This window comes from Pseudomonas sp. CC120222-01a (genome assembly GCF_003097235.1).
Classification (GTDB): Bacteria; Pseudomonadota; Gammaproteobacteria; order Pseudomonadales; family Pseudomonadaceae; genus Aquipseudomonas.
Window position 1 is genome coordinate 74721 of sequence record NZ_QEQQ01000021.1, and the last position, 24108, is coordinate 98828.

Below are 24108 nucleotides of genomic sequence, written 5' to 3' on the forward strand. Positions count from 1 at the left end.
AACAAGAAACCAGGAGTCCGACGATGCGCGATTACGCCGAGGCCATTCGTGCGTTCGGCCATGCCCAGGCCGCCGCCGCGGCGCTGCATGGCGAGCTCACCGCCCTCAATGCCTGTGTCGAATGCTGTGACCGCCATGCCGGGGCCGGCAAGCTGGCGCTGGTCTGCGAAGACCGTGACGGCAACAGTGCCCGTTACAGTTTCGACCAGCTCAAAGTCCAGGCCGCCCGCTTCGCCAATGTGCTCAAGGCGCAAGGTGTGTGCTCCGGAGATCGGGTCGCCGGCCTGATGCCGCGCACCGCCGAGCTGCTGGTGACGATTCTCGCCACCTGGCGACTGGGCGCGGTTTACCAGCCGTTGTTCACCGCCTTCGGCCCCAAGGCCATCGAGCATCGCCTGGAGCAGTCCGGTGCTCGCGTAGTCGTCACCGACGCGCAGAATCGCGCCAAGCTCGACGATGTACAGGGCTGCCCAACGATCATCACGGTCAAGGCCCGCAGTGGCGAGCTGGATTTTCGCCAGTGCCTGGAGGCTGCGAGTGATGTCTGCGAGCCCGTGATGCGTTGCGGGGATGACCCGTTCCTGCTGATGTTTACATCCGGTACCACTGGCCCCGCCAAGCCGCTGGAAGTGCCGCTGCGCGCCATCGTTGCCTTCCAGGGCTACATGCGCGATGCCATCGACCTGCGTCCCGATGATCACTTCTGGAACCTGGCCGATCCGGGCTGGGCCTATGGCCTGTACTACGCGGTCACCGGGCCGCTGGCGTTGGGCTGCGCTACCACCTTCTACGATGGCCCGTTCAGCGTCGACAGCTGCGCGCGGGTGATCGACAAGCTGGGTATCACCAACCTCGCGGGTTCACCTACGGCATACCGTTTGCTGATCGCTGCCGGCAAAGACTTCTCGACACCGATCAAAGGCCGCCTGCGGGTCGTCAGCAGCGCCGGCGAACCCCTCAACCCGGAAGTAATCCGCTGGTTCGCCGATGAACTGGGCGTCACCATCCACGACCATTACGGCCAGACCGAACTGGGCATGGTGCTGTGCAACCACCACGGCCTGCAGCATCCCGTGCACCAAGGTTCAGCCGGGTTCGCCATCCCCGGTCACCGCATCGTCGTACTGGGCGAGCAGGGCAATGAATTGCCGGCAGGCCAGCCGGGCATCCTGGCGGTGGACCGCGAGCAATCGCCGCTGTGCTGGTTTGGCGGCTACCACGGTTTGCCGACCAAGGCCTTCGTCGGTAAGTACTACCTCAGCGGCGACACCGTCGAACTGAATCAGGATGGCAGCATCAGCTTTGTTGGCCGCAGCGATGACGTGATTACCACATCCGGATATCGTGTGGGTCCGTTCGACGTGGAAAGCGCGCTGATCGAGCACCCGGCGGTGATCGAAGCGGCAGTTATCGGCAAACCGGACCCCGAGCGCACCGAGCTGATCAAGGCCTTCGTCGTATTGGCCAACGGATACCAGGGCAGCGCCGAACTGGAGGAAGCCCTGCGTCAGCACGTGCGCAAGCGCCTCTATGCGCATGCCTACCCCAGAGAAATCGAATTCGTCAGTGAGCTGCCCAAGACCCCGAGCGGCAAGCTGCAACGCTTCATCCTGCGCAATCAGGAAGTCGCCAAACAACAAGCGCAACAGGCCACCCCTGCCAGCGCCTGAAAAGGAACGAGATCATGCAGATAGCCAACAAACACTTCATCGTCAGCGGCGCTGCATCCGGGCTGGGTGCTGCCACCGCGCAGATGCTGATCGAAGCCGGCGCCAAGGTCATGCTGGTCGACCTCAATGCCCAGGCCGTCGAGGCCAAGGCCGGCGAACTGGGTGATAACGCCCGCTTCGCAGTCGCCGATATCAGCGACGAGCAGGCTGCCCAGGCGGCAGTCGATTCAGCCGTCGCGGCCTTTGGCAGCCTCCACGGGCTTGTCAACTGCGCCGGTATCGTCGGTGCCGAGAAAGTGTTGGGCAAGCAAGGGCCGCACGGCCTGGCCAGCTTCGCCAAAGTCATCAACGTGAACCTTGTCGGTAGTTTCAATCTGCTGCGCCTGGCGGCATCGGCCATGGCCGAAGGTGCTGCCGATGAAGGTGGCGAAAGGGGGGTGATCATCAACACCGCCTCCATCGCCGCCTACGACGGCCAGATCGGCCAGGCCGCCTACGCGGCATCCAAGGGTGCGATTGCCAGCCTGACCTTGCCAGCCGCGCGCGAACTGGCGCGGTACGGCATTCGCGTGATGACCATTGCCCCAGGCATTTTCGAAACGCCGATGATGGCCGGCATGACCGATGAAGTGCGTGCATCGCTGTCGGCTGGCGTACCGTTCCCGCCGCGCCTGGGCCGTCCACAGGAATATGCCGCGCTGGCCCGCCACATCATCGAGAACAGCATGCTCAATGGCGAGGTGATCCGCCTCGACGGCGCACTGCGCATGGCTGCCAAGTAAGGAGAATGCACATGTCCCTCGCCAATGACCCAATCGTTATCGTCAGCGCCGTGCGCACGCCCATGGGCGGCCTGCAGGGCGACCTCAAGAGCCTGACCGCGCCGCAACTGGGCAGCGCGGCCATTCGTGGTGCCGTCGAGCGCGCCGGTATCGATGCCGCCAGTGTCGAGCAGGTGCTGTTCGGCTGCGTGTTGCCCGCCGGCCAGGGCCAGGCTCCGGCGCGCCAGGCGGCACTCGGCGCCGGGCTGGACAAGCACACCACCTGCACCACCCTGAACAAGATGTGCGGTTCGGGCATGCAGGCGGCGATCATGGCCCATGACCTGCTGTTGGCCGGCAGTGCCGACGTGGTGGTGGCCGGTGGCATGGAAAGCATGACCAACGCCCCGTATCTGCTGGACAAGGCCCGTGGCGGCTACCGCATGGGCCACGGCAAGATCATCGACCACATGTTCATGGATGGCCTGGAGGACGCTTACGACAAAGGCCGCTTGATGGGCACCTTCGCCGAGGACTGCGCCCAGGCCAATGCCTTCAGTCGCGAAGCCCAGGACCAGTTCGCCATCACCTCGCTGACCCGCGCCCAGGACGCTATCAAGAGCGGCCGTTTCGCTGCCGAGATCGTCCCGGTGGAGGTCACCGAGGGCAAGGAGAAGCGCGTCATCAAGGACGACGAGCAGCCACCCAAGGCGCGTCTGGACAAGATCCCGCAGCTCAAGCCGGCCTTCCGCGAAGGTGGCACGGTGACCGCCGCCAACTCCAGCTCCATTTCTGATGGTGCGGCGGCGCTGGTGCTGATGCGCCGCTCCGAAGCCGACAAACGCGGCCTCAAGCCACTGGCGGTGATCCACGGTCACGCGGCCTTCGCCGATACTCCGGCGCTGTTCCCGACGGCGCCGATCGGTGCCATCGACAAACTGATGAAGCGCACCGGCTGGAGCCTCGCTGAGGTCGACCTGTTCGAGATCAACGAAGCCTTCGCCGTGGTTACCCTGGCGGCCATGAAGCACCTCGATCTGCCCCACGACAAGGTCAACATCCATGGCGGCGCCTGCGCCCTGGGCCATCCGATTGGCGCTTCGGGCGCTCGCATCCTGGTGACCCTGCTGTCGGCCTTGCGCCAGAACAACCTGCGCCGTGGCGTGGCGGCCATCTGCATCGGCGGTGGCGAGGCCACGGCCATGGCTGTCGAATGCCTGTATTGAGGTGAACCATGCTGGTAACTGACGAGCAACAACAGATCGCCGATGCGGTACGCGCTTTTGCCCAGGAGCGCCTCAAGCCGTTTGCCGAGCAATGGGACAAGGAACACCGCTTCCCGAAGGAGGCCATCGAGGAGATGGCCGAGCTCGGCCTCTTCGGCATGCTGGTGCCGGAGCAGTGGGGCGGCAGTGACACCGGTTACGTGGCCTATGCCATGGCGCTGGAAGAGATCGCCGCCGGTGACGGTGCCTGTTCGACCATCATGAGCGTGCACAACTCGGTGGGTTGCGTGCCGATCCTGCGCTTCGGCAATGAACAGCAAAAAGAGCAGTTCCTCACCCCCCTGGCCATGGGCTCGATGCTCGGGGCATTCGCCCTGACCGAGCCGCAGGCCGGTTCGGATGCCAGCAGCCTGAAGGCACGTGCACGGCTTGAGGGTGACCACTACGTGCTTGACGGTAGTAAGCAGTTCATCACCTCCGGGCAGAATGCCGGTGTGGTGATCGTCTTTGCCGTGACCGATCCGCAGGCCGGCAAGCGTGGCATCAGCGCCTTCATCGTGCCTACCGATTCGCCCGGCTACCAGGTGGCGAGGGTCGAAGACAAGCTCGGCCAGCACGCCTCCGATACCTGCCAGATCGTCTTCGACAATGTGCGTGTGCCCGCGGCCAACCGACTGGGCGAGGAAGGCGAGGGTTACAAGATCGCCCTGGCCAACCTCGAAGGCGGTCGTATCGGTATTGCGTCGCAGGCAGTCGGCATGGCGCGTGCGGCCTTCGAAGTGGCGCGCGACTATGCCAACGAGCGGCAAAGCTTTGGTAAGCCGCTGATCGAGCACCAGGCCGTAGCCTTCCGCCTGGCCGACATGGCGACGAAGATTGCCGTAGCCCGGCAGATGGTGCTTCACGCCGCTGCATTGCGTGATGCCGGGCGCCCGGCGTTGGTGGAAGCGTCGATGGCCAAGCTTTTCGCCTCGGAAATGGCCGAAAAGGTCTGTTCGGATGCCTTGCAGACCATGGGCGGATATGGCTATCTGAGCGACTTCCCGCTGGAGCGGATCTACCGCGACGTTCGGGTCTGCCAGATTTATGAAGGCACCAGCGACATTCAGCGCATGGTCATTGCGCGCAATCTTTGAAGGAGCAGTCTGCATGGCATTCGAAACCATCCTGTTGGACATCCACGGCAAGGTCGGCCTGATCACCCTCAACCGTCCGCAGGCGCTGAACGCGCTGAACGCGCAGATCGTCAGCGAGATCAATCAGGCCCTGGACCAGCTCGAGCGTGACCCGAACATCGGCTGCGTGGTACTGACAGGTTCGGCCAAGGCCTTTGCCGCTGGCGCCGACATCAAGGAAATGGCCGAGCTGCAATACCCTCAGATCTACGTCGAAGACCTGTTCAGCGATTCGGACCGCATCGCCAACCGTCGCAAGCCGATTATCGCAGCAGTGTCCGGCTTCGCCCTGGGCGGTGGCTGCGAGCTGGCGATGATGTGTGACTTCATCCTCGCCGCCGACAACGCCAAGTTCGGCCAGCCGGAAATCAACCTCGGCGTGCTGCCGGGCATGGGCGGCACCCAGCGCCTGACCCGTGCCGTGGGCAAGGCCAAGGCCATGGAGCTGTGCCTGACAGGTCGCCTGATGGGCGCCGAGGAAGCCGAGCGCGCCGGCCTGGTGGCACGTATCGTGCCGCAGGCCGAACTGGTGGAGGAGGCGCTGAAGGTAGCTGCAACCATCGCCGCCAAGTCGATCCCGGTCAGCATGATGGTCAAGGAAAGCGTCAACCGTGCCTTCGAGGTTACCCTCAGTGAAGGCGTGCGCTTCGAACGTCGAGTGTTCCATGCCGCGTTCGCCACCGAGGACCAGAAAGAGGGCATGGCGGCCTTCATCGCCAAGCGTGAGGCGCAGTTCAAGGATCGCTGATCTGGGCAGAGCACCGTCCAGGTGCACCGGCGGGCTATTTGTCGCCACGGCGTCCTTCGGGATGCCGTGGCGCGTTCTTTTTTGTATAGGGCAAGGGTGCCAGCGGGCGGATTCCAAGCCATTTCGGGCAATTTCCCCCTTGATTGCTGTTGCTCACGGCGGCTTGGCGCCTTAGACTGCCGCCCCCTGTAAAAGAGTGCCGGTTGGCGCTTGAAGAATTCTGCTGCCGAGGCCAAGGCGTCGGCGGCACCCGAATCGCCCAAATGCACATATTTTCATAGAGAAATCGATGACCAAGGAACAGTTGCTGGCCATGTCGGCCGATGACTACATGAACGCTGAACAGCTGGCCTTCTTCACTGAGCTGCTGCAGGCGATGAAAGTCGAAACCCATGAACGCATCGAGCTCAGCCGCACTACCATCGAAGGCCTGGACACGCCGTCGGACCCTGCCGACGTGGCGTCGGTCGAGGAAGAGCGCAGCTGGCTGGTGAATGCCATCGACCGCGACCAGCGCTTGCTGCCACAGCTGGAAATGGCCCTGGACCGTATCTCCGACGAGAGCTTCGGCTGGTGTGATGACAGCGGTGAGCCGATCGGCCTGAAGCGTCTGCTGATCAGCCCGACCACCAAGTACTGCATCGAAGCCCAGGAGCGCCACGAGCAGCTCGACCGCCACCAGCGTCAGGTCTGACCTGGCGCAATGCGCCAAGCCCCATGGAGCAATCCCTGGGGCTTTTTGCGTTTATTGCGTTAGGAGGCTTGAGCGTTTTGTTGCTCAGGACGTAACACTGCTGTACGAGGATGCTCTGTTACACGGCAGTCGGCGGGCGTATCATGACCTTATCGTTAGGGTGCTATCTAAGTGCCGGAGGGAATGATGAACAGCCGAGTCGATGTCGCCGTGATGATCGGTTCAGGTGTGCCAGCAGGCTTGCAGGCACTGGGCAAGCGGGTATGTTGGGTGGTCCTGGTCAATGGCGAGCGCCGTGGTACAGCGTTCGCCACCCGTCGTGAGGCCATGGAATGCCAAGCCGCCTGGTTGCAGCTCATGCAGGATGGCCACGCAGCCTGAGCGGCTTCATGCTTCCAGGCTGCGGGCCAGCGCGCAGGCCTCACGGTGCAGCCGGCGAAAGCCTTTGACCCTGCCAGTGGCGCTTTCGGTGACGTGGAAGAACTCGATACCTGCGGGTATGACGACGTAACGAGGCCTGTTATTGGCGCACGCGAGGTAAGAAATGTTCTTTACCTCTCGACGGATTTCAGTGTTTTCGTGCATATTTATTCCCCGGTAATGCGTTGATGGATACCTGAGCCCGTTCTGCCGAGGGGCTTGCAGTTATCTATCGCATCTTTTCTGGCGGGTTTGTTGTCAGACATTACGCTTCCCTGACAGGGAATATGCCGAAAGCCTGTTTTGAGGCCGCGTCTGGCACGGCAGAGTAATGTTTCCTGCGAGCTGCATCGTCAGCAGATACAGACGTTTCGTGCATCACTTTATTATTCTTTTCGCCTATCGAATTGAAATGGCCGTGCCTCACCGACTCCGAGTGAGGGCGGATGTCACCGGTTTGAGGATTACTTCATTGGCAGTCAGTACACTGGATACCCACGCCTTGTTTGCCTTGGGCGATTTGCGCGGCAAGTTGGCCAAGCTGTTTCAGGGCCGTTTCATCTATGTCACCGAACAGAACCCCGAAGGTCTGTACATGGCCGAGATCGACACCGAGAGCGCCTTGGTAGTCGATGACAAGCAACGCCTGGAATTGAAAGTCGGTGATCACTTCCGTGCAGCCGTTTTGCCTAGCCGCGAAGGCGGCAAACTGGAAATGCGCTTTCGCGAAATCAAGCTGAACGTTTACGGTGTGGGCGACTACGCATTTGTATCGGTGCCGGAAGGCGAGGGCATCGTGTTCCGCGAAGGCCAGGGCGTGATGTTGGTGTTCGCCGCGCAACAACAGGTTCAGGAAGGCTTGGGCAAGTTGCTCAAGGCGGTGACCGGCAAGGTCGCCAAATGGCGCAAGGGCGAGCTGACCACCTTCAAGGCCAGTGAATGAGCGCAAGTGACGAAGCGCCTGGGGCGCGTGCCGAGTTTCATCGGCAGCACCAGGCGCAAGCCATGGCCGAGGCCCAGCGCTTGCTGGCGCAGCGTGAGGCGATGGGCTCGGGCTGGCTGACCTGGGTGGCGGCCCAATTGTATCAGCTGGGTCCGCCACCTTATGCCGCCATGGTAAGGCGCGAGTTGCAGCGCCTGACTCAGGGCTGAGTTCAGCCGTTTCAATTGCCGCGATCGCGGCCGCTGCTCACTTCTTCCGGTACGGCCTCTTTCGCCATGCGCTTGCGGAACAGTGCCGCCCTGGCCAGCAGCAGGGTGGTGACTGGCACGGTGATCGACAGCAGGATCGGAATCAGCCACGCGTGCAGCACCGGGCTTCCCTTGAGCCAGGAAAAGTAGATGATCGAGGCCAGGGCCACGCACCAGGCGCCGATGGTCGACGCCAGTGCCGGTGGGTGCATGCGCTGGAAGTAGTCTTTCAGGCGCAGCAGGCCAATGGCGCCGATCAGCGCGAAGAGGCTGCCGACCAGCAGCAGGGCGGCGGTGACCAGTTCCAGCCAGAACGGCAGTTCAAGGGATTCGGTCATTCGATCACCTCACCACGCAACAGGAACTTGGCCAGGGCGAACGAGCCGACAAAACCGAACAGGGCAATCAGCAGCGCACCCTCGAAGTAGGTGTCACTGGCATAGCGGATCCCCAGTACCAGCATCATCAGCATGCCCAGGATGTACAGGTAGTCCAGCGCCAGCACCCGGTCCTGTGCGGAGGGGCCGCGAAACAGCCGGATCAACGCCAGGCCCATGGCCAGGGCGAAGATGAACAGGCTGGCGAGGACTGCGTTGGCGAGCAGGCCAGTCATTCGAATATCTCCATCAACGGGCGTTCGTAGGTGAGCTTGAAATGCTCGATGAAGGCCGACTCGTCGTCCAGATCGAACACATGCAGCAGCAGTACGCTGCGGTCCAGGGCCAGCTCCGACCATACGGTGCCCGGCACGACCGTGGTGATCATCGACAGGGCTGCGAGCCCGTGGGCGTCGCGCAGGTCCAGTGGGATGTGCACGAAGGCCGAGCGAGGTGGGCGTTGCCCGGCGCGTAACACGCTGATGGCCACCAGCAGGTTGGAATGGATGACATCGATGCCGACCCGGCCAATCAGCTTTGCCACCACCCAGGGTTTGCGCACACGCGCGTATTGCGGGCGCAGCGGTGCCATCAGCAGCGGAGCCAGCACGCCAAGTGCTGCACCAAGCAACAGGTTGCCGGGGCTGACCGACAGGTTCAACAGTAGCCACAGCACGAACAAAGCAACGGACAGCAGCGGAGCGGGGAACAGTCGGCTCATGGCTGCACCTGTACGTCGAGTGTGGTCGGGCCAGGGATAGGGCGGGCAGCCATCACGGCTTCGATGTAGGCGTCCGGAGCCTGCAGGCTGGCCGCGGTGTCCTGGGTGTAGCGCAGCAGCGGTTCAGCCCTGAAGCTGAGGATGATGCACAGGCCGAGCAGGATCACGATCGGCAGGCACTCGTAGCGGCGCAGCACGGGCGAGGGGCGCTCTTCAGGCTTCCAGAAACGCTGGATGCCGACCCGGCCGAAGGCGATCAGCGAAGCCATGCCCGACAGGATGAGCAGGGCCACCAGCACCCAGCCCGCTGCCGACAGGGGTTGTTCGGCTGGCATGCCCAGACCCTGCGGATTGAACAGTGCGCTGATCAGGTTGAGCTTGCTGACGAACCCGGATAGCGGTGGCATGCCGATGATCAGCAGGGCGCAGGCGATGAAGCTCAGGCCGAGGAACGCCATGGTCCAGGGAATGATCTGGCCGATGACCACCTTCTGATCGTCGTCGAGGTTGATGCCCTTGGGTGGGTGCAGCGACTCGAGCGGTGAAGGCATGGCGTCTTCTTCTTCATCCAGCGGCGCTTCGTTGGCCGAGCGCGAGCGCTCGACCAGTTCGGCGAGCAGGAACAGCGCGCACAGCGCCAGGGTCGAGTTGACCAGGTAGAACAGCGCTGCGCCAGTGAGCGCCGGCTGGGCGAAACCGACTGCGCCAAGCAGAGTGCCAGCGGAAACCAGGATGCTCAGCGCGGCCATCCGCTCCAGGCGCTGCGCGGCCAGTATCGACACCGCTGCCACGGCCAGGGTGACCAGGCCGCCGTAGACCAGCCATTGTCCGCCGAAGTGCGCCGAAGCACCGGCCTGCCCGGAGAACAGCAAGGTCCACAGGCGCAGTACGGCATACAGGCCGACCTTGGTCATGATGGCGAACAGCGCGGCGACGGGCGCACTGGCCGAGGCGTAGGCGGGCACCAGCCAGAAATTCAGCGGCCAGATGCCGGCCTTGGCCAGGAACGCGATGGCCAGGATCGCTGCGCCCGCGTGCAGCAGGCCGCGATCGGCTTCTGGTACCAGCGGGACCTTCAGGGCCAGGTCGGCCATGTTGAGGGTGCCGGTCACCCCATACAGCATCGCCGCGCCAATCAGGAACAGCGATGAGGCAAACAGGTTGATGGCGATGTAATGCAGCCCGGCACGCACCCGCGCACGGCCCGAGCCATGCAGCAGCAAGCCGTAGGAGGCAGCCAGCAACACCTCGAAGAACACGAACAGGTTGAACAGGTCCGCGGTGAGGAAGGCGCCGTACAGGCCCATCAGCTGGATCTGGAACAACGCATGGAAGCTGGCGCCGGCACCATCCCAGCGGGCGCGGGCGAACAGCAGGGCGCTGATGCCGATCACGCCGGTCAGGGTCAGCAGCAGGGCTGAAAGGTGATCCACCACCAGCACGATGCCAAAGGGTGCGGGCCAGTTGCCGGGCAGGTAGACGCCGATCGATTCCGCTTGCCCCTGGGTGCGCACCCACAGCAGCAGGCAGACCGCGATGGCCAGCCCGGTGAAGGTGGACAGCAGGTTCAGGCGTGCCTTGATCTGGCGATGCTTCTCGCCCAGCAACAGCATCACCGCCGCCGTCAGCAGCGGCAGCAGGATGGGGGCGACGATCAGTTGACTCATGCCACTCATTCGTCACGCTCCCGGCCGTCCACATGGTCGGTGCCGGTCAGGCCGCGCGATGCCAGCAGCACCACCAGGAACAGCGCGGTCATGGCAAAGCTGATGACGATGGCGGTGAGCACCAGCGCCTGTGGCAGCGGGTCGGTGTAGTGCAGCAGGTCCTGGGTCACGCCGTCCTTGATGATTGGCTCCTTGCCGATGAACAGGCTGCCCATGCTGAAGATGAACAGGTTGACCCCATAGGACAGCAGGCACAGGCCCATGATCACCTGGTAGGTACGCGGGCGCAGGATCAACCACACCCCCGAGGCGGCCAGTACACCGATGGCGACTGCAATGACTTCTTCCATCAGGCGGCTCCTGCTTGGCTGGACTTCGACGGATTGCCCGGGCGGTAGGCGCGCACCGACTGGTGTGCCAGGGCGGTGAGGATCAGCAGGGTAGAGCCGACCACCACGGTGTACACGCCGATGTCGAAGAACAGCGCGCTGGCCACGTGCACGTCACCGAGCAGCGGCAGGTGCAGGTGGGCGGTATGGGTGGTGAGGAACGGGTAGCCGAGCAGCATGGCGCCGACCCCGGTCAAGGTCGCGCAGAGCAGGCCGGTGCCCATCCAGCGCAGCGGCCGCAGGCTCATCTGTGCTTCAACCCACTGGGTGCCGGCCACCATGTACTGGAGGATGAACGCCACCGACATCACCAGGCCGGCAACGAAACCGCCGCCCGGCTGGTTATGGCCACGCATGAACAGGTACATCGACACCAGCAGAGCGATTGGCAGCAGCAGGCGCACCAGTACGGCCGGCACCATCATGAAGCCAAGCGCGGTGTCGGTGGCATGCCGCGGGTTGATCAGGTCGGTGACCACATCGGGGGCCAACTGGCGCTGCTGGGCCGGCAACTGCATGCTCTCCTTCGGCGGGCGGAAGCGCCGCAGCAGGGCGAAAACGGTGAGCGCCACGGCCACCAGCACGGTGATCTCGCCGAGGGTGTCGAAGCCGCGGAAGTCCACCAGCATCACGTTGACCACGTTGGTGCCGCCACCTTGCGGCAGGGCACGGCTGAGGTAGAACGACGAGATGTCGTTGGGCGTTGGCCGGGTCAGCATGGCGTACGACAGCGCCGCCATGCCGCCGCCGACCAGCACCGCCAGCAGCAGGTCGCGCAGGCGTCGGGCGCGGGCGCGGTCAAGGCTGCCGGGCAGCGGCGAGACACCTTCGATACGCCGTGGCAACCAGCGCAGGCCGAGCAGGATCAGCACCGTGGTGACTACCTCGACCACCAGTTGGGTAAGGGCCAGGTCCGGTGCAGAGAACCAGACGAAGGTGATGCAGGTCATCAGGCCGCAGACGCCGACCATGATCAACGCCGCCAGGCGGTGGTACTTGGCCTGGTAGGCGGCGCCGATGGCACAGGCAATTGCGATCAGCCACAACGCGACGAACACGCCGGAGCCCGGGATCTTCGGCCGGTCGCCCCAGCTCAGGCCGCTGTACAGCAGTGGCGTGAGGCCGGCGAGGAAGGCTGCCAGCACCAGCATGAACAGTTGCGACTGCAGGCGGCGGCTGGTCATCAACCGCTCCATGCGTCGCGCCAGCAGCATCAGCCGGACCTGACCGTGTTCGAACAGGCGCTTGCCATTGAAGCGTTCGATCAGCGGCGGATACGGGAAGCGCCCAAGGCGCAGCTGGTTGCGCAGCAGCAGGTAGAGCACGATACCGCCGCTCATGGCCACCAGGCTCATGATCAGCGGGGCATTCCAGCCGTGCCAGATGGCCAGGCTGTATTCCGGCAGTGTGCCACCCACCACCGGCAAAGCGGCGGCAGCCAGCAGCGGGCCGACCGACTGGGCCGGGAAGATACCCACCACCAGGCAGGTGAGCACCAGCAGCTCGACCGGTGCGCGCATCCAGCGCGGTGGTTCGTGCGGCGTGTGCGGCAGGTCCTTTGCCGTCGGCCCGAAGAACACGTCGACGGTGAAGCGCAGGGCATAGGCGACGCTGAAAGTGCCGGCAAGGGTGGCGATTACCGGCAGGGTCGCTTCGACCCAGGCGGTGGAGCTGATGAACACGGTTTCGGCAAAGAACATTTCCTTGGAGAGGAAGCCGTTCATCAACGGCACGCCGGCCATCGAGGCGCTGGCCACCATGGCCAGGGTCGCGGTGTAGGGCACCAGGCGGATCAGGCCGCTCAGGCGGCGGATGTCACGGGTGCCGCTTTCATGGTCGATGATGCCGGCGGCCATGAACAACGAGGCCTTGAAGGTGGCGTGGTTGAGAATGTGGAACACCGCGGCGACCGCGGCCAGCGGGCTGTTGAGGCCTAGCAGCAGAGTGATCAGGCCCAGGTGGCTGATGGTCGAATAGGCCAGCAGACCCTTGAGGTCGTTCTGGAACATCGCGGCAAAGGCGCCCAGCAACAGGGTGATTGCACCCGCACCGCCAACGATCCAGAACCATTCTTCACTGCCAGACAGCACGGGCCAGAGACGCGCCAGCAGGAACACCCCGGCCTTGACCATGGTCGCCGAGTGCAGATAAGCGGAAACCGGAGTGGGTGCTGCCATGGCATGGGGCAGCCAGAACTGGAAGGGGAATTGTGCGCTCTTGCTTAGTGCGCCGATCAGGATAAGCGGCAGCAGCACCGGGTACAGTGCGTGCTGGCGGATGATTTCGCCGGCAGCCAGGACCTTGTCCAGGTCGTAGCTGCCGACCACATGGCCGAGCAGCAGAGCCCCGACCAGCAGGCATAGACCGCCGGCCCCCGTGACCATCAAGGCCATGTAGGCGCCGCGGCGGGCGTCGGCGCGGTGATGCCAGTAACCGATCAGCAGGAACGAGAACAGGCTGGTCAGTTCCCAGAAGAACACCAGCTGGATCAGGTTGCCGGAGATCACCAGGCCGAGCATGGCGCCCATGAATGCGAGGAAAAAGGCAAAGAATCGCGGCACCGGGTCCTGCGGCGACATGTAATAGCGGGCATACAGCGACACCAGGGTGCCGATGCCCAGTACCAGCAATGAGAACAGCCAGGCGAAACCGTCCATGCGCAGGACCAGGTTCATGCCCAGGCTGGGCAGCCACAGCAGTTCTTCGCGGATTACGCCGCCATCGGCAATCTGAGGGTACAGCAGTGCTACCTGGACGGTGCCGACCAGGGCCACGAGCCCGGCAAGGATGGACTCGGCGTTACGTGCGTTGTGTGGCAGCACAGCTGCCAGGCAACTGCCCACGAACGGCAGAAGCAGTAGCACTATCAATGACATAGCGTTCTATTCTGGAAAGGTTTGCAAGGATCATACGTGCCGGGCCGTTGATCACCAACACGCAAGCTGTCGCAGAATCCTACAAAAGCGCTGTGGCAAGCTGTTTTTTTATAACAGTTTTTTACAGAGCATAGACGCTGCCGGACACTTCACAGCCCGGCTTCGGTTTCGCGGTGGGCTGGTGCTTCGAGGGCTTCACTGGTTTCGCGGTTGCGGCGGATCTTCAACTCGCTGACCACCACGGCGATGACGATCAGCAACCCACCGATCAACGCGATGCCTGGCAGGCGCTCGCCGGCAATGCGCCCGACGATGCCGGCCCATACCGGCTCGCCCGCGTAGATCAGCGTGGCGCGGGTGGGCGAAACCGACTTCTGTGCCCAGTTCATCGCTACCTGGATCACCGCGCTCATGGCGCCCAGCCCCAGCGCGCTGAGCAACAGCAACCAGGAAAAGTCAGGGAGACGCTCCTGGGTCGGCACGATCATCAGGAACGCCAGCAGCGAAGCGGTCGCCAACTGCACCACGGTGACCCGGCGCACATCGACCTGGCCGGCGAAGCGGCTGATCAGGATGATCTCGGCGGCGATGGCCACGGCGCTCACCAGGGTCACCACTTCACCTTCACTGAAGTGCAGTGCGCCGCCTTCGGGGCCGGCCAGCAGCATCAGGCCGACGAACGCCAGGCAGATGCCGATGCTCGGCATCAGCCCTGGGCGGCGGCCCAGTACCAGCCACTGCAACAGTGGCACGAACGGGACATAGAGCGCGGTGATGAAGGCCGACTGGCTGCTGCTGATGGTCTGCAGGCCCATGGTCTGCAGGCCGTAGCCCAGCATGATGGACACGCCGATCAGCACGCCGGCCTTCAGTTCGGTGAAGGTCAGGCCAGGCAATGCACGCGCCGAGGCCAGGCCGACGAACAGCGCCGCGGCGGCGAAACGCAGGCCGACGAAGAACATCGGGCCGCTCACGGTCATGACATTGTGCACCAGCAGGAAGGTACCGCCCCACAGCATGGTAATGAACACCAGCACCATTTCCGCCTTGCTCAGGCGAAAAGATACCGCGGTCTGTGGGCTGCTGGTCGGTTGGCTCATGGTCTTGCGCACTCGCAGGAGGCGGCGCACAATCGCCGCAAAGTGGGCAGTATACTGCGCAATCCGTACAAGTGAGCAATATAGTGCACAAAGATTCCGCGCACCGTGCATCGGTCCTGCAGCACGTCAGCCTCAATGTCCGCAGCCTGCGCAACGCGGCCGGGATGAGCCAGAGCGCCCTGGCCGAACGCTCCGGGGTCAGCCGGCGGATGCTGGTGGCGATCGAGGCAGGCGAGAAGAATGTCAGCCTGACCACCCTCGACCTGATTGCCGAAGCCCTCGGGGTCGCCTTCAGCACCCTGATCCAGGCCCCGGACCAGCGCGACCCCAGCCGCATCGACGAGCTTGCCTGGACCGGCGAGCACCCGCAGAGCAAGGCTGTGCTGCTGGCCAGCAGCAGCGCCCGGCGCGAAGTGGAAATCTGGGAGTGGACACTCGCGCCTGGCGAGCGCTACACCAGCGAAGCCGATGCCGAGGGCTGGAGTGAGCAGATCTACGTGGCTCAAGGCCAGTTGACGCTGATCATCGAAGGCGCCGAGCACTGCCTGCAGGTCGGGCAGTTCCATGTGTTCCCCAGCAACTGCCGCTATGCCTACCGCAATGATGGAGCAGTGCCCGTGCGCTTCGTGCGTAATGTGGTGATCTGACCGGTTTGAAGGTCAGCCCTTGAGCAGTTCGTCGGTCTTCACCACCTTGGCATAGGCAAACGCCAACGCGGCCATGGCCGAGTCGTGCACATGGGCGGCCGGTACCTGCTTGCCATCGAACTCCAGCGGCAAGGTGGCGCAGGCATCGTGTGCCACGGTGACGTCGAATCCGAAGTCGGCAGCCGCGCGGGAGGCGGCGTCGATGCACATGTGGCTCATGCTGCCGACGATGGTCACGGCCTTGACCTGATGCTGGTCCAGCGTCTGCTTCAGGTCGGTACCGAGGAATGCGTTGACCTTGTGTTTGAGGACCACGGGTTCGCCCGCCGTTGGCGCAACCTTCGAATGAATGGCCGAGCCTTGGGTGCCCGGGGCGAAGAATGGCGCATCGGCGCTGTCGAACTCATGCCGCACGTGAACCACCAGGTCGCCTTTCTCACGTGCCGCAGCGAGCAGGCGTGCGGCGTTGTCAGCCGCCTTGTCGGCACCGTCGAGGGTCCATTTGCCGCCGGGGAAGTAGTCGTTCTGGATGTCGATGATGATCAGGGCCTGCTTGCTCATGCTGCCTCCTGTGGCAGTAGTCGTTGGATGACGATAGTTATAGGCTGTGGGCATCGACTTGAGGATTGGCGCGATCGACACAATGACGGCAAAAACTGACAGCCCTGGCAGCCTGGAAATCGGCCTGCTGCATTACCCGGGCGCGCAACGCGCTGCGTTGCATGGTCTGAGCGACCTGTTCAGCGTGGCCAATCGCGTGGCCGCCGAGCTGGGCGCTGCCGGGCTGCCGCAGATCCGGGTAAGCCACTGGCAGGTCGATGAAGCGGGTCAGTTGCAGTTCATTGAGGATAGCCTTGGCCCACCGAGCCAGCCGCTGCGTGTGTTGATCATTCCACCGAGCCTTGAGTCGACCCCGCTGCCAGACTTGCTAGAGCGGCACAAGCAGCCCTTGTGCCAGCGGCATGGCCAGGGCACGGTGCTGGCGTCGGTGTGCATCGGCGTGTTCTTCATCGCTGCCAGTGGCCTGCTGGATGGCCGGGCAGCCAGCACTCATTGGAATTACGCGCAGAGCCTTGCCGAGCGTTACCCCAAGGTCCATGTGGAGGCCAACCAGCCACTGCTGGATGACGGCGACATCATGACATCCGCCGGGTTGATGGCATGGACCGAACTGGGCCTGCGCCTGCTGGAGCGCTATCTCGGCGCCTCGGTGGCCTGGGAGACGGCGCGCTATATGTCGGTCGAGCCGGTTACCAGGCCTTTGCCGGGAGCGTTATTCAGTCCACGGCTGGATCACGGTGACGAAGCGGTGCTGAAGGTTCAGCACTGGCTGCAGGCAGACGGTGCGCAAGATGCCGACCTCACCGGCATGGCAGCCTGCGCCGGGCTGGAGGCGCGCACATTCCTCAGGCGCTTCCGTGCGGCCACCGGCCTTAAACCTACCGAGTACTGCCAGCAGGTAAGGGTGGGGCGTGCCTGCCGGATGCTGGAGTTCACCCGGCGCACGGTCGAGCAGATTGCCTGGGGAGTCGGGTATCAGGACCCAGGAGCCTTTCGCAAGGTGTTTCAACGCATCACCGGCCTGACACCCAGCGAGTACCGGCAGCGCTTCGCCTTGCCCTGCTCAGGGTAGGTGCGGCCCCGGCCCCTCATCAGCCAGGTGATCCTGGCGGTTGCGCAGCGGGCATTCCTTCAGCGACATGCAACCACAGCCAATACAGCCATCGAGCTGGTCGCGCAGCCTGACCATCTCGTCGATCCTGCGGTTCAGGTCCTCGCGCCAGCGCGCCGAGAGCAGCCGCCAGTCTTCGGCGGTCGGGGTGTGGTCGTTGGGCAGGGCGGCCAGGGCAGAGGCAATCTCGGCCAGCGGAATGCCCAGGCGCTGGGCCATCTTGATTACCGCGACCCGGCGCAGCATCGCCCTCGGATAGCGCCTCTGGTTCCCCGCATTGCGGGTGCTCTGGATCAGGCCCTTGGTTTCATAGAAATGCAGCGCGGTCACTGCCACGCCGCTGCGAGCAGCCAGCTGGCCGACACTGAGCAGCTTTTCCGTCGCGGCAGGTGCTGTGTTGGGCATGGGAAAAAACGCTTGACCTTGAGTTAACTGGAGGTTTTACCCTGCTGTCCATTCCGAAGCAAGCGTTCGCAGCAAGGAGACTCGCCATGACGGCCAGCCCGCATTCCCTGTGGTTCACCCAGATGATCGAATATGAAGTACCCGCTTCGCGCCAGGCAGCGCTGGCTGAGGCATTGGTCACGCGCAGTGAAGAGTTGGCTGCGCGTTGCCACGGTTTGCAAAGCGTCAGCATCCAGGCCAGTGACGATGGCAGCCGGGTCTTGCAGTACCTGCAATGGCAATCACGCCTGGCCTGGGTGGAGGCTGCGGACTGTTTTGCCGAAGAGCCATTCTTCGACCTGCTCAGCCGCCATCAGGCGCGTGGTGTCAACTTTGCCGCGTACCAGACGTTGCGCAGCCTGGTACGTGGGTCTGATGGTGGTCTGCATTGCCAGGTCGGTGACCCTCAGGCATACCAGGGGGCGTAGTGCGGGTAGCGGTCCAGGCGTGCGCCGACCACCATCTCGCTGATCCAGGCGGCCAGGATCGAACTGTAGGCCTTCTGGCTTTCTTCGCTGGATAGCGCGTGATCGGCACCATCGACGATGCGATGGGTCAGCGAATGAGCGCTGACGAACGCCGAGCGGTAGCTCATCAGTGTGGCGTGCGGCACATAGTCATCCTGCTCCGACTCGACCAGCAATACATCGCCGGCAAACTCGGCGCAGGCGGCCAGTGCGCGATTATCGGAAGGGCCAAGTAGGCGCAGCCGGTAATCGTTCAGGCGCTGGCGATCAAGGGCCTGCTTGGGCATGTTCCATTCGTCGTCCCAGTACATTGCTGGCACGCGCAAGGCCAGCCATTTCACTGGCCGCTGCAAGGTCAGCAGGGTGGCCAGGTAGCCACCGTAACTGCTGCCGATAATGGCGATGGCGCTGCTGTCCACTGCCGGGTGGCTGACCAGCCGGTCATAGGCGGCCAGCAGGTCCTTGAGGTTTTGCTCGCGGGTGACGGTCAAGCGCTGGCTTTCGGTTTTCTCGTGGCCGCGCAGATCGAAGGTCATGCACACGCAGCCCAGGCCGGTGATGTGCCGGGCGCGCGCCAGGTCGCGCTGCTGGCTGCCGCCCCAGCCGTGGACGAAAAGAATGCCGGGCATCTTGCTGCCGGGGCTGACCAGGGTGCCGACGATGCTGTCATCTTCGACCTGCAGTTCCACGGTTTCACTCTGAATGCTCATGCTGGCGAATCCGCGCGTATTTGCTGAGTTGTCCGAGTTCACTGTCGTTTCCTTGATAGAAGAGGGTGGCGTCAGCAGGCAGTTCGGGGGTGCCGAATACTTCGTGGGTGGAGGCGCAGACCTGCTGCAGTGCCGGGTCGTCGGCAAATGCCTGCAATGCCAGCAGTTCTGCGCTGCTGGCTCCCCCCTGACGCCAGGATTGCTCGAGCACGCCGCTGCGCAGATGGCCGTCGGCCGTGGTGCCGCGGGCGATGTCGTAGTTGCGTCGCGATGCGATGAAACCTGGGAAGTGCTGCTCGGCAGCTCGTTCGTAGGTCATCGCCTGGTTGATGGCCAGGCGCAGGTGATCTTCCAGGGGCAACTGCAGCAGGGCATGGTAGTCGCCCCGCACCACGACCAGTTCGGAGCCTCCGTAAACCTCGGTACCTTGGTGATCGCGAGTCAGCTGCTGGGTGCCGTGATAGCTGCAGGTCAGGCCCCCGACGCGAACCTGGCCAACGCTGAAGGTCTCGACGTTGCTCAAGTTTTCTTCCAGCACCAGGCCCCAAAGGGCCAGGTCCCGTTCATCGACGTTGGCCAGCAGCGGTTCCAGTTGATCCGCCTGGGTGATGACTTGCTGACCACGGCCCGCACAAGCCAGCACTGGCTTGATCCGCAATGGTCCATCACGCAGTAGCAATCGGGCCGCGCGCCAGGCATCGGCCTTGCTGAATGCGGTGTAGCCGCAGAGCAGGGCATCACTGGCCTGGCGGGCGAAGGCATCGGTCCAGCCCGGAGGGAACTCGGCATCTGCCGGCAGCGGGTGGGAAATGGCCTTGGTGGCCATGTAAGGGTGGCTGACCAATCCACCGAACAGGTCCTGCTCGCTGTAAATGCCCATGGCGGCATAACGCTCAGGGCCGACCAGGGTTTCGGTAGGCAAGTAATAGAAGTGCGAGTCTTGCCTGGCTGGCACATCGGTCAGTACGGCGTGGCAGCCGAGTAACCGGGCTAGTCGGTCAGCCAGTTTCAAGTGCACGGCATGTTCATGTTCCGGGGTGTGCTCACGGGTATCGAGCAATACCACGGCGGTCTTCCGGTCGTTGGCACTGGGCATGGGTATCTGCCTGTGTGCAATGAATGTACAGGTTGTGAAGCCCCTGTCAGCGGTAAGTTCAGCTGGAAGTGACTGATGGTCCCGGCCCGGTTGTAGGAAGCGTCTTGTTTGCAGGTGGCGGGATGGGCATAGCGTGCCGTGAGTCGGCCGCCACGATTGCGGCACCGTGGCAGCTGTTCCATTATTCTCATCCTGGAATAATCACGATGTGTCCGCAGGAGTGCGCATGAACGTTCAGACCACGATTCAGCAAAGTGTGCCGGAGCGCCTGGCGCGCGTGCGCGCAGTCATGGCTCGGGAGGGGGTCGATGCCCTGCTGGTGCCGTCGGCCGACCCGCACCTTTCCGAGTATCTGCCGGGCTACTGGCAGGGGCGTCGGTGGCTGTCGGGCTTTGATGGTTCTGTAGGCACCCTGGTGGTTACCGCGGACTTTGCCGGTGTCTGGGTCGACAGCCGTTACTGGGAGCAAGCCGAGAAGGAGCTGGACGGTAGCGGCATCGTCCTGATGAAACTGCTACCAGGCAAGCCGGGAGCGCTGGAATGGCTGGGTGACAATGTTCGGCTGAAAGGCGCCGTTGCGGTGGACGGTGCGGTCATGGCGCTGGCCTCGGCGCGCCAGCTCGAAGCGCGACTCAACGCTCGCGAAGTGCGTCTGTTAACCGATCGAGACTTGCTAGCCGAAGTATGGGAGGGCCGCCCGAGGCTGCCAGGCAATCCGATCTATCAGCACTTGCCGCCCCATGCCACGGTCAGCCGGGCCGAGAAGCTTGGCCAGCTGCGGGCTACGTTGCAGGAAAAGGGGGCCGATTGGCACTTTATAGCGACCCTGGACGACATCGCCTGGCTGTTCAACCTGCGTGGCAGTGATGTGTCCTACAACCCGGTTTTCGTTGCCTTTGCTCTGATCGGAAAGGACCACGCGACCCTGTTCGTCGGTGCCGGAAAACTCGATGAGCACTTGCGCCACGTCCTTGCGGTCGACGGCATCGAAGTGCGCGACTACACCGCGGTTCAGCAGGCGTTGGCGGAGCTGGCTCCGAATACTCGCCTGCTGGTCGACCCGGCTCGCGTGACCTGCGGTTTGCTGAAGCACCTGGATGCCCAGGTGCAACTGGTCGAAGGGCTGAACCCGACAACGCTGAGCAAATCACGCAAAGGTGAAGAGGAACTGGTGCACATACGCCAGGTCATGGAGCAGGATGGCGCGGCCTTGTGCGAATTCTTCGCCTGGTTTGAGGCGCATCAGGGTCAGCAGACCATCACCGAATTGACTGTGGATGAGCAGTTGAGCGCTGCGCGTGCCCGCCGACCGGGCTTCGTCTCGCTGAGTTTTTCGACCATTGCCGCGTTCAACGGCAATGGCGCGATGCCGCATTACCGCGCCACTGAAGAGTCCCATGCGGTCATTGAGGGTGATGGCCTGCTGTTGATCGACTCCGGAGGCCAGTATCTGGGCGGAACCACCGACATTACGCGGATGGTCCCGGTGGGTAATCCGACCCTGGAGCAGAGGCAGGACTGCACCCGCGTTCTCAAGGGTATGATCGCCTTGTCGCGTGCCAGCTTCCCGCGGGGCATCCTGTCACCTTTGCTCGATGCCATTGCACGGGCGCCGATCTGGGCAGACCAGGTCGACTACGGTCATGGTACCGGGCATGGCGTTGGCTACTTCATGAACGTGCACGAAGGTCCCCAGGTGATTGCCTATCAGGCGGCAACCGCGCCACAGACGGCAATGCAGGAGGGCATGATCAGCTCGATCGAGCCAGGTACCTACCGGCCTGGCGCATGGGGTGTGCGCATCGAGAACCTGGTGGCGAACCGCGACGCGGGCAAGAGTGCGTTCGGTGAGTTTCTGTGCTTCGAGACCCTGACGCTGTGCCCTATTGATACGCGCTGCTTGCTGGTTGAGCAACTGACCAAGGATGAACGGGAATGGCTCAACCACTATCACGCTACGGTGCGCGAACGCCTTTCGCCGTTGCTGCATGGGGCTGCACTGGCTTGGTTGGAGGCGCGCACAGTGCCGTTGTGATTGCGTTGGCGGTAGGTAGATAAAAGAAGGGCAGCCCATGGGCTGCCCTTTCTTATTTGCAGATGACGATCATGCTGCGGCTGGTATAACCAGCGGGGTTTATGCCGAACAGGTAATCCCCGGGTTCCTCGTCGGTGTCTCCGGAGCGGGCGATCACCTTGTAACCGCGAGAGCTGCAGGAAGTGGCCGCTTTGCTGTAGCACTTGTCCCATGACGAAGACAGGCCGGAGCAATTGATATGCAAGCCTTTTTTCCCTTTCTTGACCTCAGTCTTGGCCGTTGCGGCGCATCCGGCCATGGCCAAGACGGCCAGGATGAGCAAAATACGTTTCATTCCTGTCCTTAAATGCAGGGCTGATCAGCTGTCTGGCCCTGTCGTTATCGCATCGGTTCGTCCTGAATGTTCCTCGGCTTCCGTGTCCGCACAAGTAGATAGCGTAAAGATTATGATTTTGTGACAGCTTAATCAGCAAGGCAAACGGGGACAATGATTAATCTTGTCTTAAATGAAAATACTTCTCAAATCAGTCTGCAGCAAGTGCAGGGTTCGCCTCACGGCGCATGGACAGAGTGGCGCCGACCGAGGCTGCGATGATGGCAAGAATTGCCAGCCACTGGGTGGTGCTCAGTACTTCGCCGAGGAAGAGCAGGCCTGACAGTGCGCCAATCGCCGGCTCGATACTCATCAGCGTGCCGAAGGTACGGGCTGGCATGCGGGTCAGGGCGACCATTTCCAGGCTGTAGGGCAGGGCGGTTGAAAGCACGGCGACACCCAGGGCCAATGGGATGACGGCAGGGGTGAGCAATGCACTGCCAGCATGCACGATGCCTATGGGCGCGACAAACAGGGCCGCGACCACCACGCCGAGAGCGGCGCTCTGGATACCGTGCTCGGCGCCGGCACGTTGGCCAAACAGAATATACAGTGCCCAGCACACACCCGCGCCCAGTGCATAGACGGCGCCCAGCAGATCCAGCGGCTGGCCGCCGTGCCCGACGGGTAGCAGCAACAGCAGGCCGGCGACGGCCAGGGCAATCCAAACGAAGTCCAGCGCACGGCGCGAGGCGAACAGCGCCACGGCCAGCGGGCCGGTGAACTCCAGGGCGACGGCGATGCCCAGCGGTGTGGTCTGCAGGGACATATAAAAGAGGAAGTTCATGCCACCCAAAGACATGCCGTAGATGACCACGTTGCGCAGGGTGTTGGCGGTCATGCGCACCCGCCATGGTCGCAGGATCAGCAGCATGATGATGCTGGCGAAGATCAGGCGCAGGGCGGTGGTGCCTTGAGCACCAATGATGGGGAACATGCTTTTGGCCAATGAGGCGCCGGACTGGATCGAGGCCATGGCGATGAGCAGCAGGCCGATCGGGAAGAGAGTGGCGGCCAAGCTGCGGGGTTGGGTGTTCATTTCTGCGCGGCTATCCTTGGGAGGTGTGCGGGGTTGTGCAATATAGTGCGCAATTGGTGGTGCGAGGTGCAAGGTTCCTTTATTAGGCTTTTTCAGTAAATTTTTCAATTTCATGAGGATAAGGGTTGACGCGCTTTCGAATCCCCTTATAATGCGCCCCACTTCCAGCGACATCGGAACGACAAACTCCTTGAAATTCAATGAGTTAGGTGGTTAAGGTGGTGTTGGAGGGGCTTCGATCGAAAGGTCGATAGCGGTTGAGGTGAAGGTTGACAGCGGTTTTAAACGCTGTATTATTCGCCTCCCGCTACGAGAGATCGCAGCGAGCCAAGTGTTTGAAGCTAAACGAGTTTCTCGCAAAAAACTTCAAAATAAACGCTTGACAGGCTCTGAGGAAAGCGTAGAATGCGCGCCTCGGTTGAGACGAAAAGATCTTAACCAAACGCTCTTTAACAAATTGAATCAAGCAATTCGTGTGGGTGCTTGTGAGTACGGACTGATAGTCACAAAGATTATCAGCATCACAAGTGGCCATGCGAGAAATCACATAGTCATTTGAGATTGCTGAGCCAAGTTTAGGGTTTCTTAAAAACCCAAGCAGTATTGAACT

The 24108-nt window shown here is 62.7% G+C and carries 27 protein-coding genes; 13 read left to right on the forward strand and 14 right to left on the reverse strand.

Translation table 11 applies throughout. The features are described from left to right. Positions 1 to 23 precede the first annotated feature (23 nt). The 7 genes from N430_RS22875 (at position 24) to N430_RS22905 (ending at position 6655) form a co-directional block, all read left to right on the forward strand. Entirely contained in the window at positions 24 to 1670 is a 1647-nt protein-coding gene (locus N430_RS22875; RefSeq protein WP_110639063.1) for an acyl-CoA synthetase, read from the forward strand. A 14-nt stretch (positions 1671 to 1684) separates the two neighbouring features. Further along, positions 1685 to 2452 carry an SDR family NAD(P)-dependent oxidoreductase gene (locus tag N430_RS22880; protein ID WP_110639064.1) on the forward strand — a complete coding sequence of 256 codons (768 nt, stop codon included), beginning with the start codon at positions 1685 to 1687 and terminating at the stop codon, positions 2450 to 2452. Between the two features lie 11 nt (positions 2453 to 2463). Continuing rightward, a complete protein-coding gene (locus N430_RS22885) occupies positions 2464 to 3657 on the forward strand; it encodes an acetyl-CoA C-acyltransferase (RefSeq protein ID WP_110639065.1) in 1194 nt (397 codons plus the stop codon). An 8-nt stretch (positions 3658 to 3665) separates the two neighbouring features. Further along, the gene (locus tag N430_RS22890) at positions 3666 to 4793 is read left to right on the forward strand and encodes an acyl-CoA dehydrogenase (RefSeq protein ID WP_110639066.1); all 1128 of its coding nucleotides are present in this window, start codon (positions 3666 to 3668) and stop codon (positions 4791 to 4793) included. Positions 4794 to 4806: 13 nt separating this feature from the next. Continuing rightward, entirely contained in the window at positions 4807 to 5580 is a 774-nt protein-coding gene (locus N430_RS22895; RefSeq protein WP_110639067.1) for an enoyl-CoA hydratase, read from the forward strand. A 289-nt stretch (positions 5581 to 5869) separates the two neighbouring features. Then, complete coding sequence (locus N430_RS22900; RefSeq protein WP_110639068.1) at positions 5870 to 6274, forward strand: TraR/DksA family transcriptional regulator; 405 nt, start codon at positions 5870 to 5872, stop codon at positions 6272 to 6274. A 186-nt stretch (positions 6275 to 6460) separates the two neighbouring features. Further along, on the forward strand, positions 6461 to 6655 hold the full coding sequence (locus N430_RS22905; RefSeq protein WP_110639069.1) for a hypothetical protein: 195 nt from the start codon (positions 6461 to 6463) through the stop codon (positions 6653 to 6655). Positions 6656 to 6661: 6 nt separating this feature from the next. Here the strand turns inward: N430_RS22905 and N430_RS22910 are convergent, their stop codons facing one another. After that, positions 6662 to 6859: a hypothetical protein gene (locus N430_RS22910; protein ID WP_110639070.1), complete on the reverse strand. Its 198-nt coding sequence runs from the start codon at positions 6857 to 6859 to the stop codon at positions 6662 to 6664. A gap of 307 nt (positions 6860 to 7166) precedes the next feature. On the opposite strand from N430_RS22910, the gene N430_RS22915 reads away from it, so the two are divergent. Together N430_RS22915 and N430_RS22920 are read left to right on the forward strand one after the other, a co-directional pair. After that, the gene (locus N430_RS22915; protein WP_085673022.1) at positions 7167 to 7637 is read left to right on the forward strand and encodes a hypothetical protein; all 471 of its coding nucleotides are present in this window, start codon (positions 7167 to 7169) and stop codon (positions 7635 to 7637) included. Continuing rightward, the gene (locus N430_RS22920; RefSeq protein ID WP_110639071.1) at positions 7634 to 7846 is read left to right on the forward strand and encodes a hypothetical protein; all 213 of its coding nucleotides are present in this window, start codon (positions 7634 to 7636) and stop codon (positions 7844 to 7846) included. Before N430_RS22915 ends, N430_RS22920 begins: the two co-directional genes overlap by 4 nt. Before the next feature lie 11 nt (positions 7847 to 7857). Here the strand turns inward: N430_RS22920 and N430_RS22925 are convergent, their stop codons facing one another. From N430_RS22925 to N430_RS22955, 7 genes are all read right to left on the reverse strand, one after another. Further along, the gene (locus N430_RS22925) at positions 7858 to 8223 is read right to left on the reverse strand and encodes a Na+/H+ antiporter subunit G (RefSeq protein ID WP_110639072.1); all 366 of its coding nucleotides are present in this window, start codon (positions 8221 to 8223) and stop codon (positions 7858 to 7860) included. Further along, positions 8220 to 8498 (reverse strand): K+/H+ antiporter subunit F, encoded by a 279-nt coding sequence (locus tag N430_RS22930; RefSeq protein ID WP_110639073.1) that lies wholly within the window; start codon positions 8496 to 8498, stop codon positions 8220 to 8222. Before N430_RS22930 ends, N430_RS22925 begins: the two co-directional genes overlap by 4 nt. Beyond that, entirely contained in the window at positions 8495 to 8983 is a 489-nt protein-coding gene (locus N430_RS22935) for a Na+/H+ antiporter subunit E (RefSeq protein WP_110639074.1), read from the reverse strand. Before N430_RS22935 ends, N430_RS22930 begins: the two co-directional genes overlap by 4 nt. Next, entirely contained in the window at positions 8980 to 10659 is a 1680-nt protein-coding gene (locus N430_RS22940) for a monovalent cation/H+ antiporter subunit D (protein ID WP_110639075.1), read from the reverse strand. The genes N430_RS22935 and N430_RS22940 overlap by 4 nt, the downstream gene beginning before the upstream one ends. Further along, complete coding sequence (locus N430_RS22945; RefSeq protein WP_003250128.1) at positions 10656 to 11000, reverse strand: Na+/H+ antiporter subunit C; 345 nt, start codon at positions 10998 to 11000, stop codon at positions 10656 to 10658. The genes N430_RS22940 and N430_RS22945 overlap by 4 nt, the downstream gene beginning before the upstream one ends. After that, complete coding sequence (locus N430_RS22950; protein ID WP_110639076.1) at positions 11000 to 13915, reverse strand: monovalent cation/H+ antiporter subunit A; 2916 nt, start codon at positions 13913 to 13915, stop codon at positions 11000 to 11002. The genes N430_RS22945 and N430_RS22950 overlap by 1 nt, the downstream gene beginning before the upstream one ends. Positions 13916 to 14064: 149 nt before the next feature. After that, positions 14065 to 15015, reverse strand: coding sequence for a DMT family transporter (locus tag N430_RS22955; RefSeq protein ID WP_110639087.1), 951 nt, complete (start codon positions 15013 to 15015; stop codon positions 14065 to 14067). Positions 15016 to 15098: 83 nt separating this feature from the next. On the opposite strand from N430_RS22955, the gene N430_RS22960 reads away from it, so the two are divergent. Continuing rightward, positions 15099 to 15662 carry a helix-turn-helix domain-containing protein gene (locus N430_RS22960; RefSeq protein WP_110639077.1) on the forward strand — a complete coding sequence of 188 codons (564 nt, stop codon included), beginning with the start codon at positions 15099 to 15101 and terminating at the stop codon, positions 15660 to 15662. Positions 15663 to 15674: 12 nt separating this feature from the next. On the opposite strand, the gene N430_RS22965 is transcribed toward N430_RS22960, so the two are convergent. Continuing rightward, positions 15675 to 16223, reverse strand: coding sequence for a cysteine hydrolase family protein (locus N430_RS22965; protein ID WP_110639078.1), 549 nt, complete (start codon positions 16221 to 16223; stop codon positions 15675 to 15677). An 82-nt stretch (positions 16224 to 16305) separates the two neighbouring features. Here N430_RS22965 and N430_RS22970 point away from each other — a divergent pair, with 82 nt between their 5' ends. Further along, positions 16306 to 17295, forward strand: a complete 990-nt coding sequence (locus N430_RS22970; protein ID WP_110639079.1) for a GlxA family transcriptional regulator — start codon at positions 16306 to 16308, stop codon at positions 17293 to 17295. Here N430_RS22970 and soxR read toward each other — a convergent pair. Next, positions 17287 to 17739, reverse strand: a complete 453-nt coding sequence (gene soxR, locus N430_RS22975; protein WP_110639080.1) for a redox-sensitive transcriptional activator SoxR — start codon at positions 17737 to 17739, stop codon at positions 17287 to 17289. The genes N430_RS22970 and soxR overlap by 9 nt on opposite strands. An 86-nt stretch (positions 17740 to 17825) precedes the next feature. Between soxR and N430_RS22980 the strand changes: the two genes are divergently transcribed. After that, on the forward strand, positions 17826 to 18206 hold the full coding sequence (locus tag N430_RS22980) for an antibiotic biosynthesis monooxygenase (RefSeq protein ID WP_110639081.1): 381 nt from the start codon (positions 17826 to 17828) through the stop codon (positions 18204 to 18206). Here N430_RS22980 and N430_RS22985 read toward each other — a convergent pair. Both N430_RS22985 and N430_RS22990 read right to left on the reverse strand, forming a co-directional pair. Next, positions 18185 to 18955, reverse strand: coding sequence for a S9 family peptidase (locus tag N430_RS22985; protein WP_110639082.1), 771 nt, complete (start codon positions 18953 to 18955; stop codon positions 18185 to 18187). The genes N430_RS22980 and N430_RS22985 overlap by 22 nt on opposite strands. After that, complete coding sequence (locus N430_RS22990) at positions 18939 to 20057, reverse strand: DUF3182 family protein (RefSeq protein ID WP_110639088.1); 1119 nt, start codon at positions 20055 to 20057, stop codon at positions 18939 to 18941. The genes N430_RS22985 and N430_RS22990 overlap by 17 nt, the downstream gene beginning before the upstream one ends. 220 nt (positions 20058 to 20277) lie before the next feature. Here N430_RS22990 and N430_RS22995 point away from each other — a divergent pair, with 220 nt between their 5' ends. Beyond that, positions 20278 to 22086, forward strand: coding sequence for an aminopeptidase P family protein (locus N430_RS22995; protein ID WP_110639083.1), 1809 nt, complete (start codon positions 20278 to 20280; stop codon positions 22084 to 22086). Positions 22087 to 22138: 52 nt separating this feature from the next. Here the strand turns inward: N430_RS22995 and N430_RS23000 are convergent, their stop codons facing one another. Both N430_RS23000 and rhtA read right to left on the reverse strand, forming a co-directional pair. After that, a complete protein-coding gene (locus N430_RS23000; protein ID WP_110639084.1) occupies positions 22139 to 22420 on the reverse strand; it encodes a hypothetical protein in 282 nt (93 codons plus the stop codon). Between the two features lie 190 nt (positions 22421 to 22610). Continuing rightward, on the reverse strand, positions 22611 to 23498 hold the full coding sequence (gene rhtA, locus N430_RS23005) for a threonine/homoserine exporter RhtA (protein ID WP_110639085.1): 888 nt from the start codon (positions 23496 to 23498) through the stop codon (positions 22611 to 22613). Between the last annotated feature and the right edge of the window lie 610 nt (positions 23499 to 24108).

What these genes read in the sequence shown, in the direction of transcription:
- N430_RS22930 (WP_110639073.1), bottom strand. Translation starts at nt 8,498, where the DNA reads ATGACTGGCCTGCTCGCCAACGCAGTCCTCGCCAGCCTGTTCATCTTC.
- N430_RS22940 (WP_110639075.1), bottom strand. Translation starts at nt 10,659, where the DNA reads ATGAGTGGCATGAGTCAACTGATCGTCGCCCCCATCCTGCTGCCGCTG.
- N430_RS22945 (WP_003250128.1), bottom strand. Translation starts at nt 11,000, where the DNA reads ATGGAAGAAGTCATTGCAGTCGCCATCGGTGTACTGGCCGCCTCGGGG.
- N430_RS22980 (WP_110639081.1), top strand. Translation starts at nt 17,826, where the DNA reads ATGACGGCCAGCCCGCATTCCCTGTGGTTCACCCAGATGATCGAATAT.
- N430_RS23000 (WP_110639084.1), bottom strand. Translation starts at nt 22,420, where the DNA reads ATGAAACGTATTTTGCTCATCCTGGCCGTCTTGGCCATGGCCGGATGC.
- N430_RS22950 (WP_110639076.1), bottom strand. Translation starts at nt 13,915, where the DNA reads ATGTCATTGATAGTGCTACTGCTTCTGCCGTTCGTGGGCAGTTGCCTG.
- N430_RS22900 (WP_110639068.1), top strand. Translation starts at nt 5,870, where the DNA reads ATGACCAAGGAACAGTTGCTGGCCATGTCGGCCGATGACTACATGAAC.
- N430_RS22970 (WP_110639079.1), top strand. Translation starts at nt 16,306, where the DNA reads ATGACGGCAAAAACTGACAGCCCTGGCAGCCTGGAAATCGGCCTGCTG.
- rhtA (WP_110639085.1), bottom strand. Translation starts at nt 23,498, where the DNA reads ATGAACACCCAACCCCGCAGCTTGGCCGCCACTCTCTTCCCGATCGGC.
- N430_RS22955 (WP_110639087.1), bottom strand. Translation starts at nt 15,015, where the DNA reads ATGAGCCAACCGACCAGCAGCCCACAGACCGCGGTATCTTTTCGCCTG.
- N430_RS22910 (WP_110639070.1), bottom strand. Translation starts at nt 6,859, where the DNA reads ATGCACGAAAACACTGAAATCCGTCGAGAGGTAAAGAACATTTCTTAC.
- N430_RS22880 (WP_110639064.1), top strand. Translation starts at nt 1,685, where the DNA reads ATGCAGATAGCCAACAAACACTTCATCGTCAGCGGCGCTGCATCCGGG.
- N430_RS22885 (WP_110639065.1), top strand. Translation starts at nt 2,464, where the DNA reads ATGTCCCTCGCCAATGACCCAATCGTTATCGTCAGCGCCGTGCGCACG.
- N430_RS22935 (WP_110639074.1), bottom strand. Translation starts at nt 8,983, where the DNA reads ATGAGCCGACTGTTCCCCGCTCCGCTGCTGTCCGTTGCTTTGTTCGTG.
- N430_RS22895 (WP_110639067.1), top strand. Translation starts at nt 4,807, where the DNA reads ATGGCATTCGAAACCATCCTGTTGGACATCCACGGCAAGGTCGGCCTG.
- N430_RS22925 (WP_110639072.1), bottom strand. Translation starts at nt 8,223, where the DNA reads ATGACCGAATCCCTTGAACTGCCGTTCTGGCTGGAACTGGTCACCGCC.
- N430_RS22875 (WP_110639063.1), top strand. Translation starts at nt 24, where the DNA reads ATGCGCGATTACGCCGAGGCCATTCGTGCGTTCGGCCATGCCCAGGCC.
- N430_RS22965 (WP_110639078.1), bottom strand. Translation starts at nt 16,223, where the DNA reads ATGAGCAAGCAGGCCCTGATCATCATCGACATCCAGAACGACTACTTC.
- N430_RS22905 (WP_110639069.1), top strand. Translation starts at nt 6,461, where the DNA reads ATGAACAGCCGAGTCGATGTCGCCGTGATGATCGGTTCAGGTGTGCCA.
- N430_RS22890 (WP_110639066.1), top strand. Translation starts at nt 3,666, where the DNA reads ATGCTGGTAACTGACGAGCAACAACAGATCGCCGATGCGGTACGCGCT.
- N430_RS22995 (WP_110639083.1), top strand. Translation starts at nt 20,278, where the DNA reads ATGAACGTTCAGACCACGATTCAGCAAAGTGTGCCGGAGCGCCTGGCG.
- soxR (WP_110639080.1), bottom strand. Translation starts at nt 17,739, where the DNA reads ATGCCCAACACAGCACCTGCCGCGACGGAAAAGCTGCTCAGTGTCGGC.
- N430_RS22920 (WP_110639071.1), top strand. Translation starts at nt 7,634, where the DNA reads ATGAGCGCAAGTGACGAAGCGCCTGGGGCGCGTGCCGAGTTTCATCGG.
- N430_RS22985 (WP_110639082.1), bottom strand. Translation starts at nt 18,955, where the DNA reads ATGAGCATTCAGAGTGAAACCGTGGAACTGCAGGTCGAAGATGACAGC.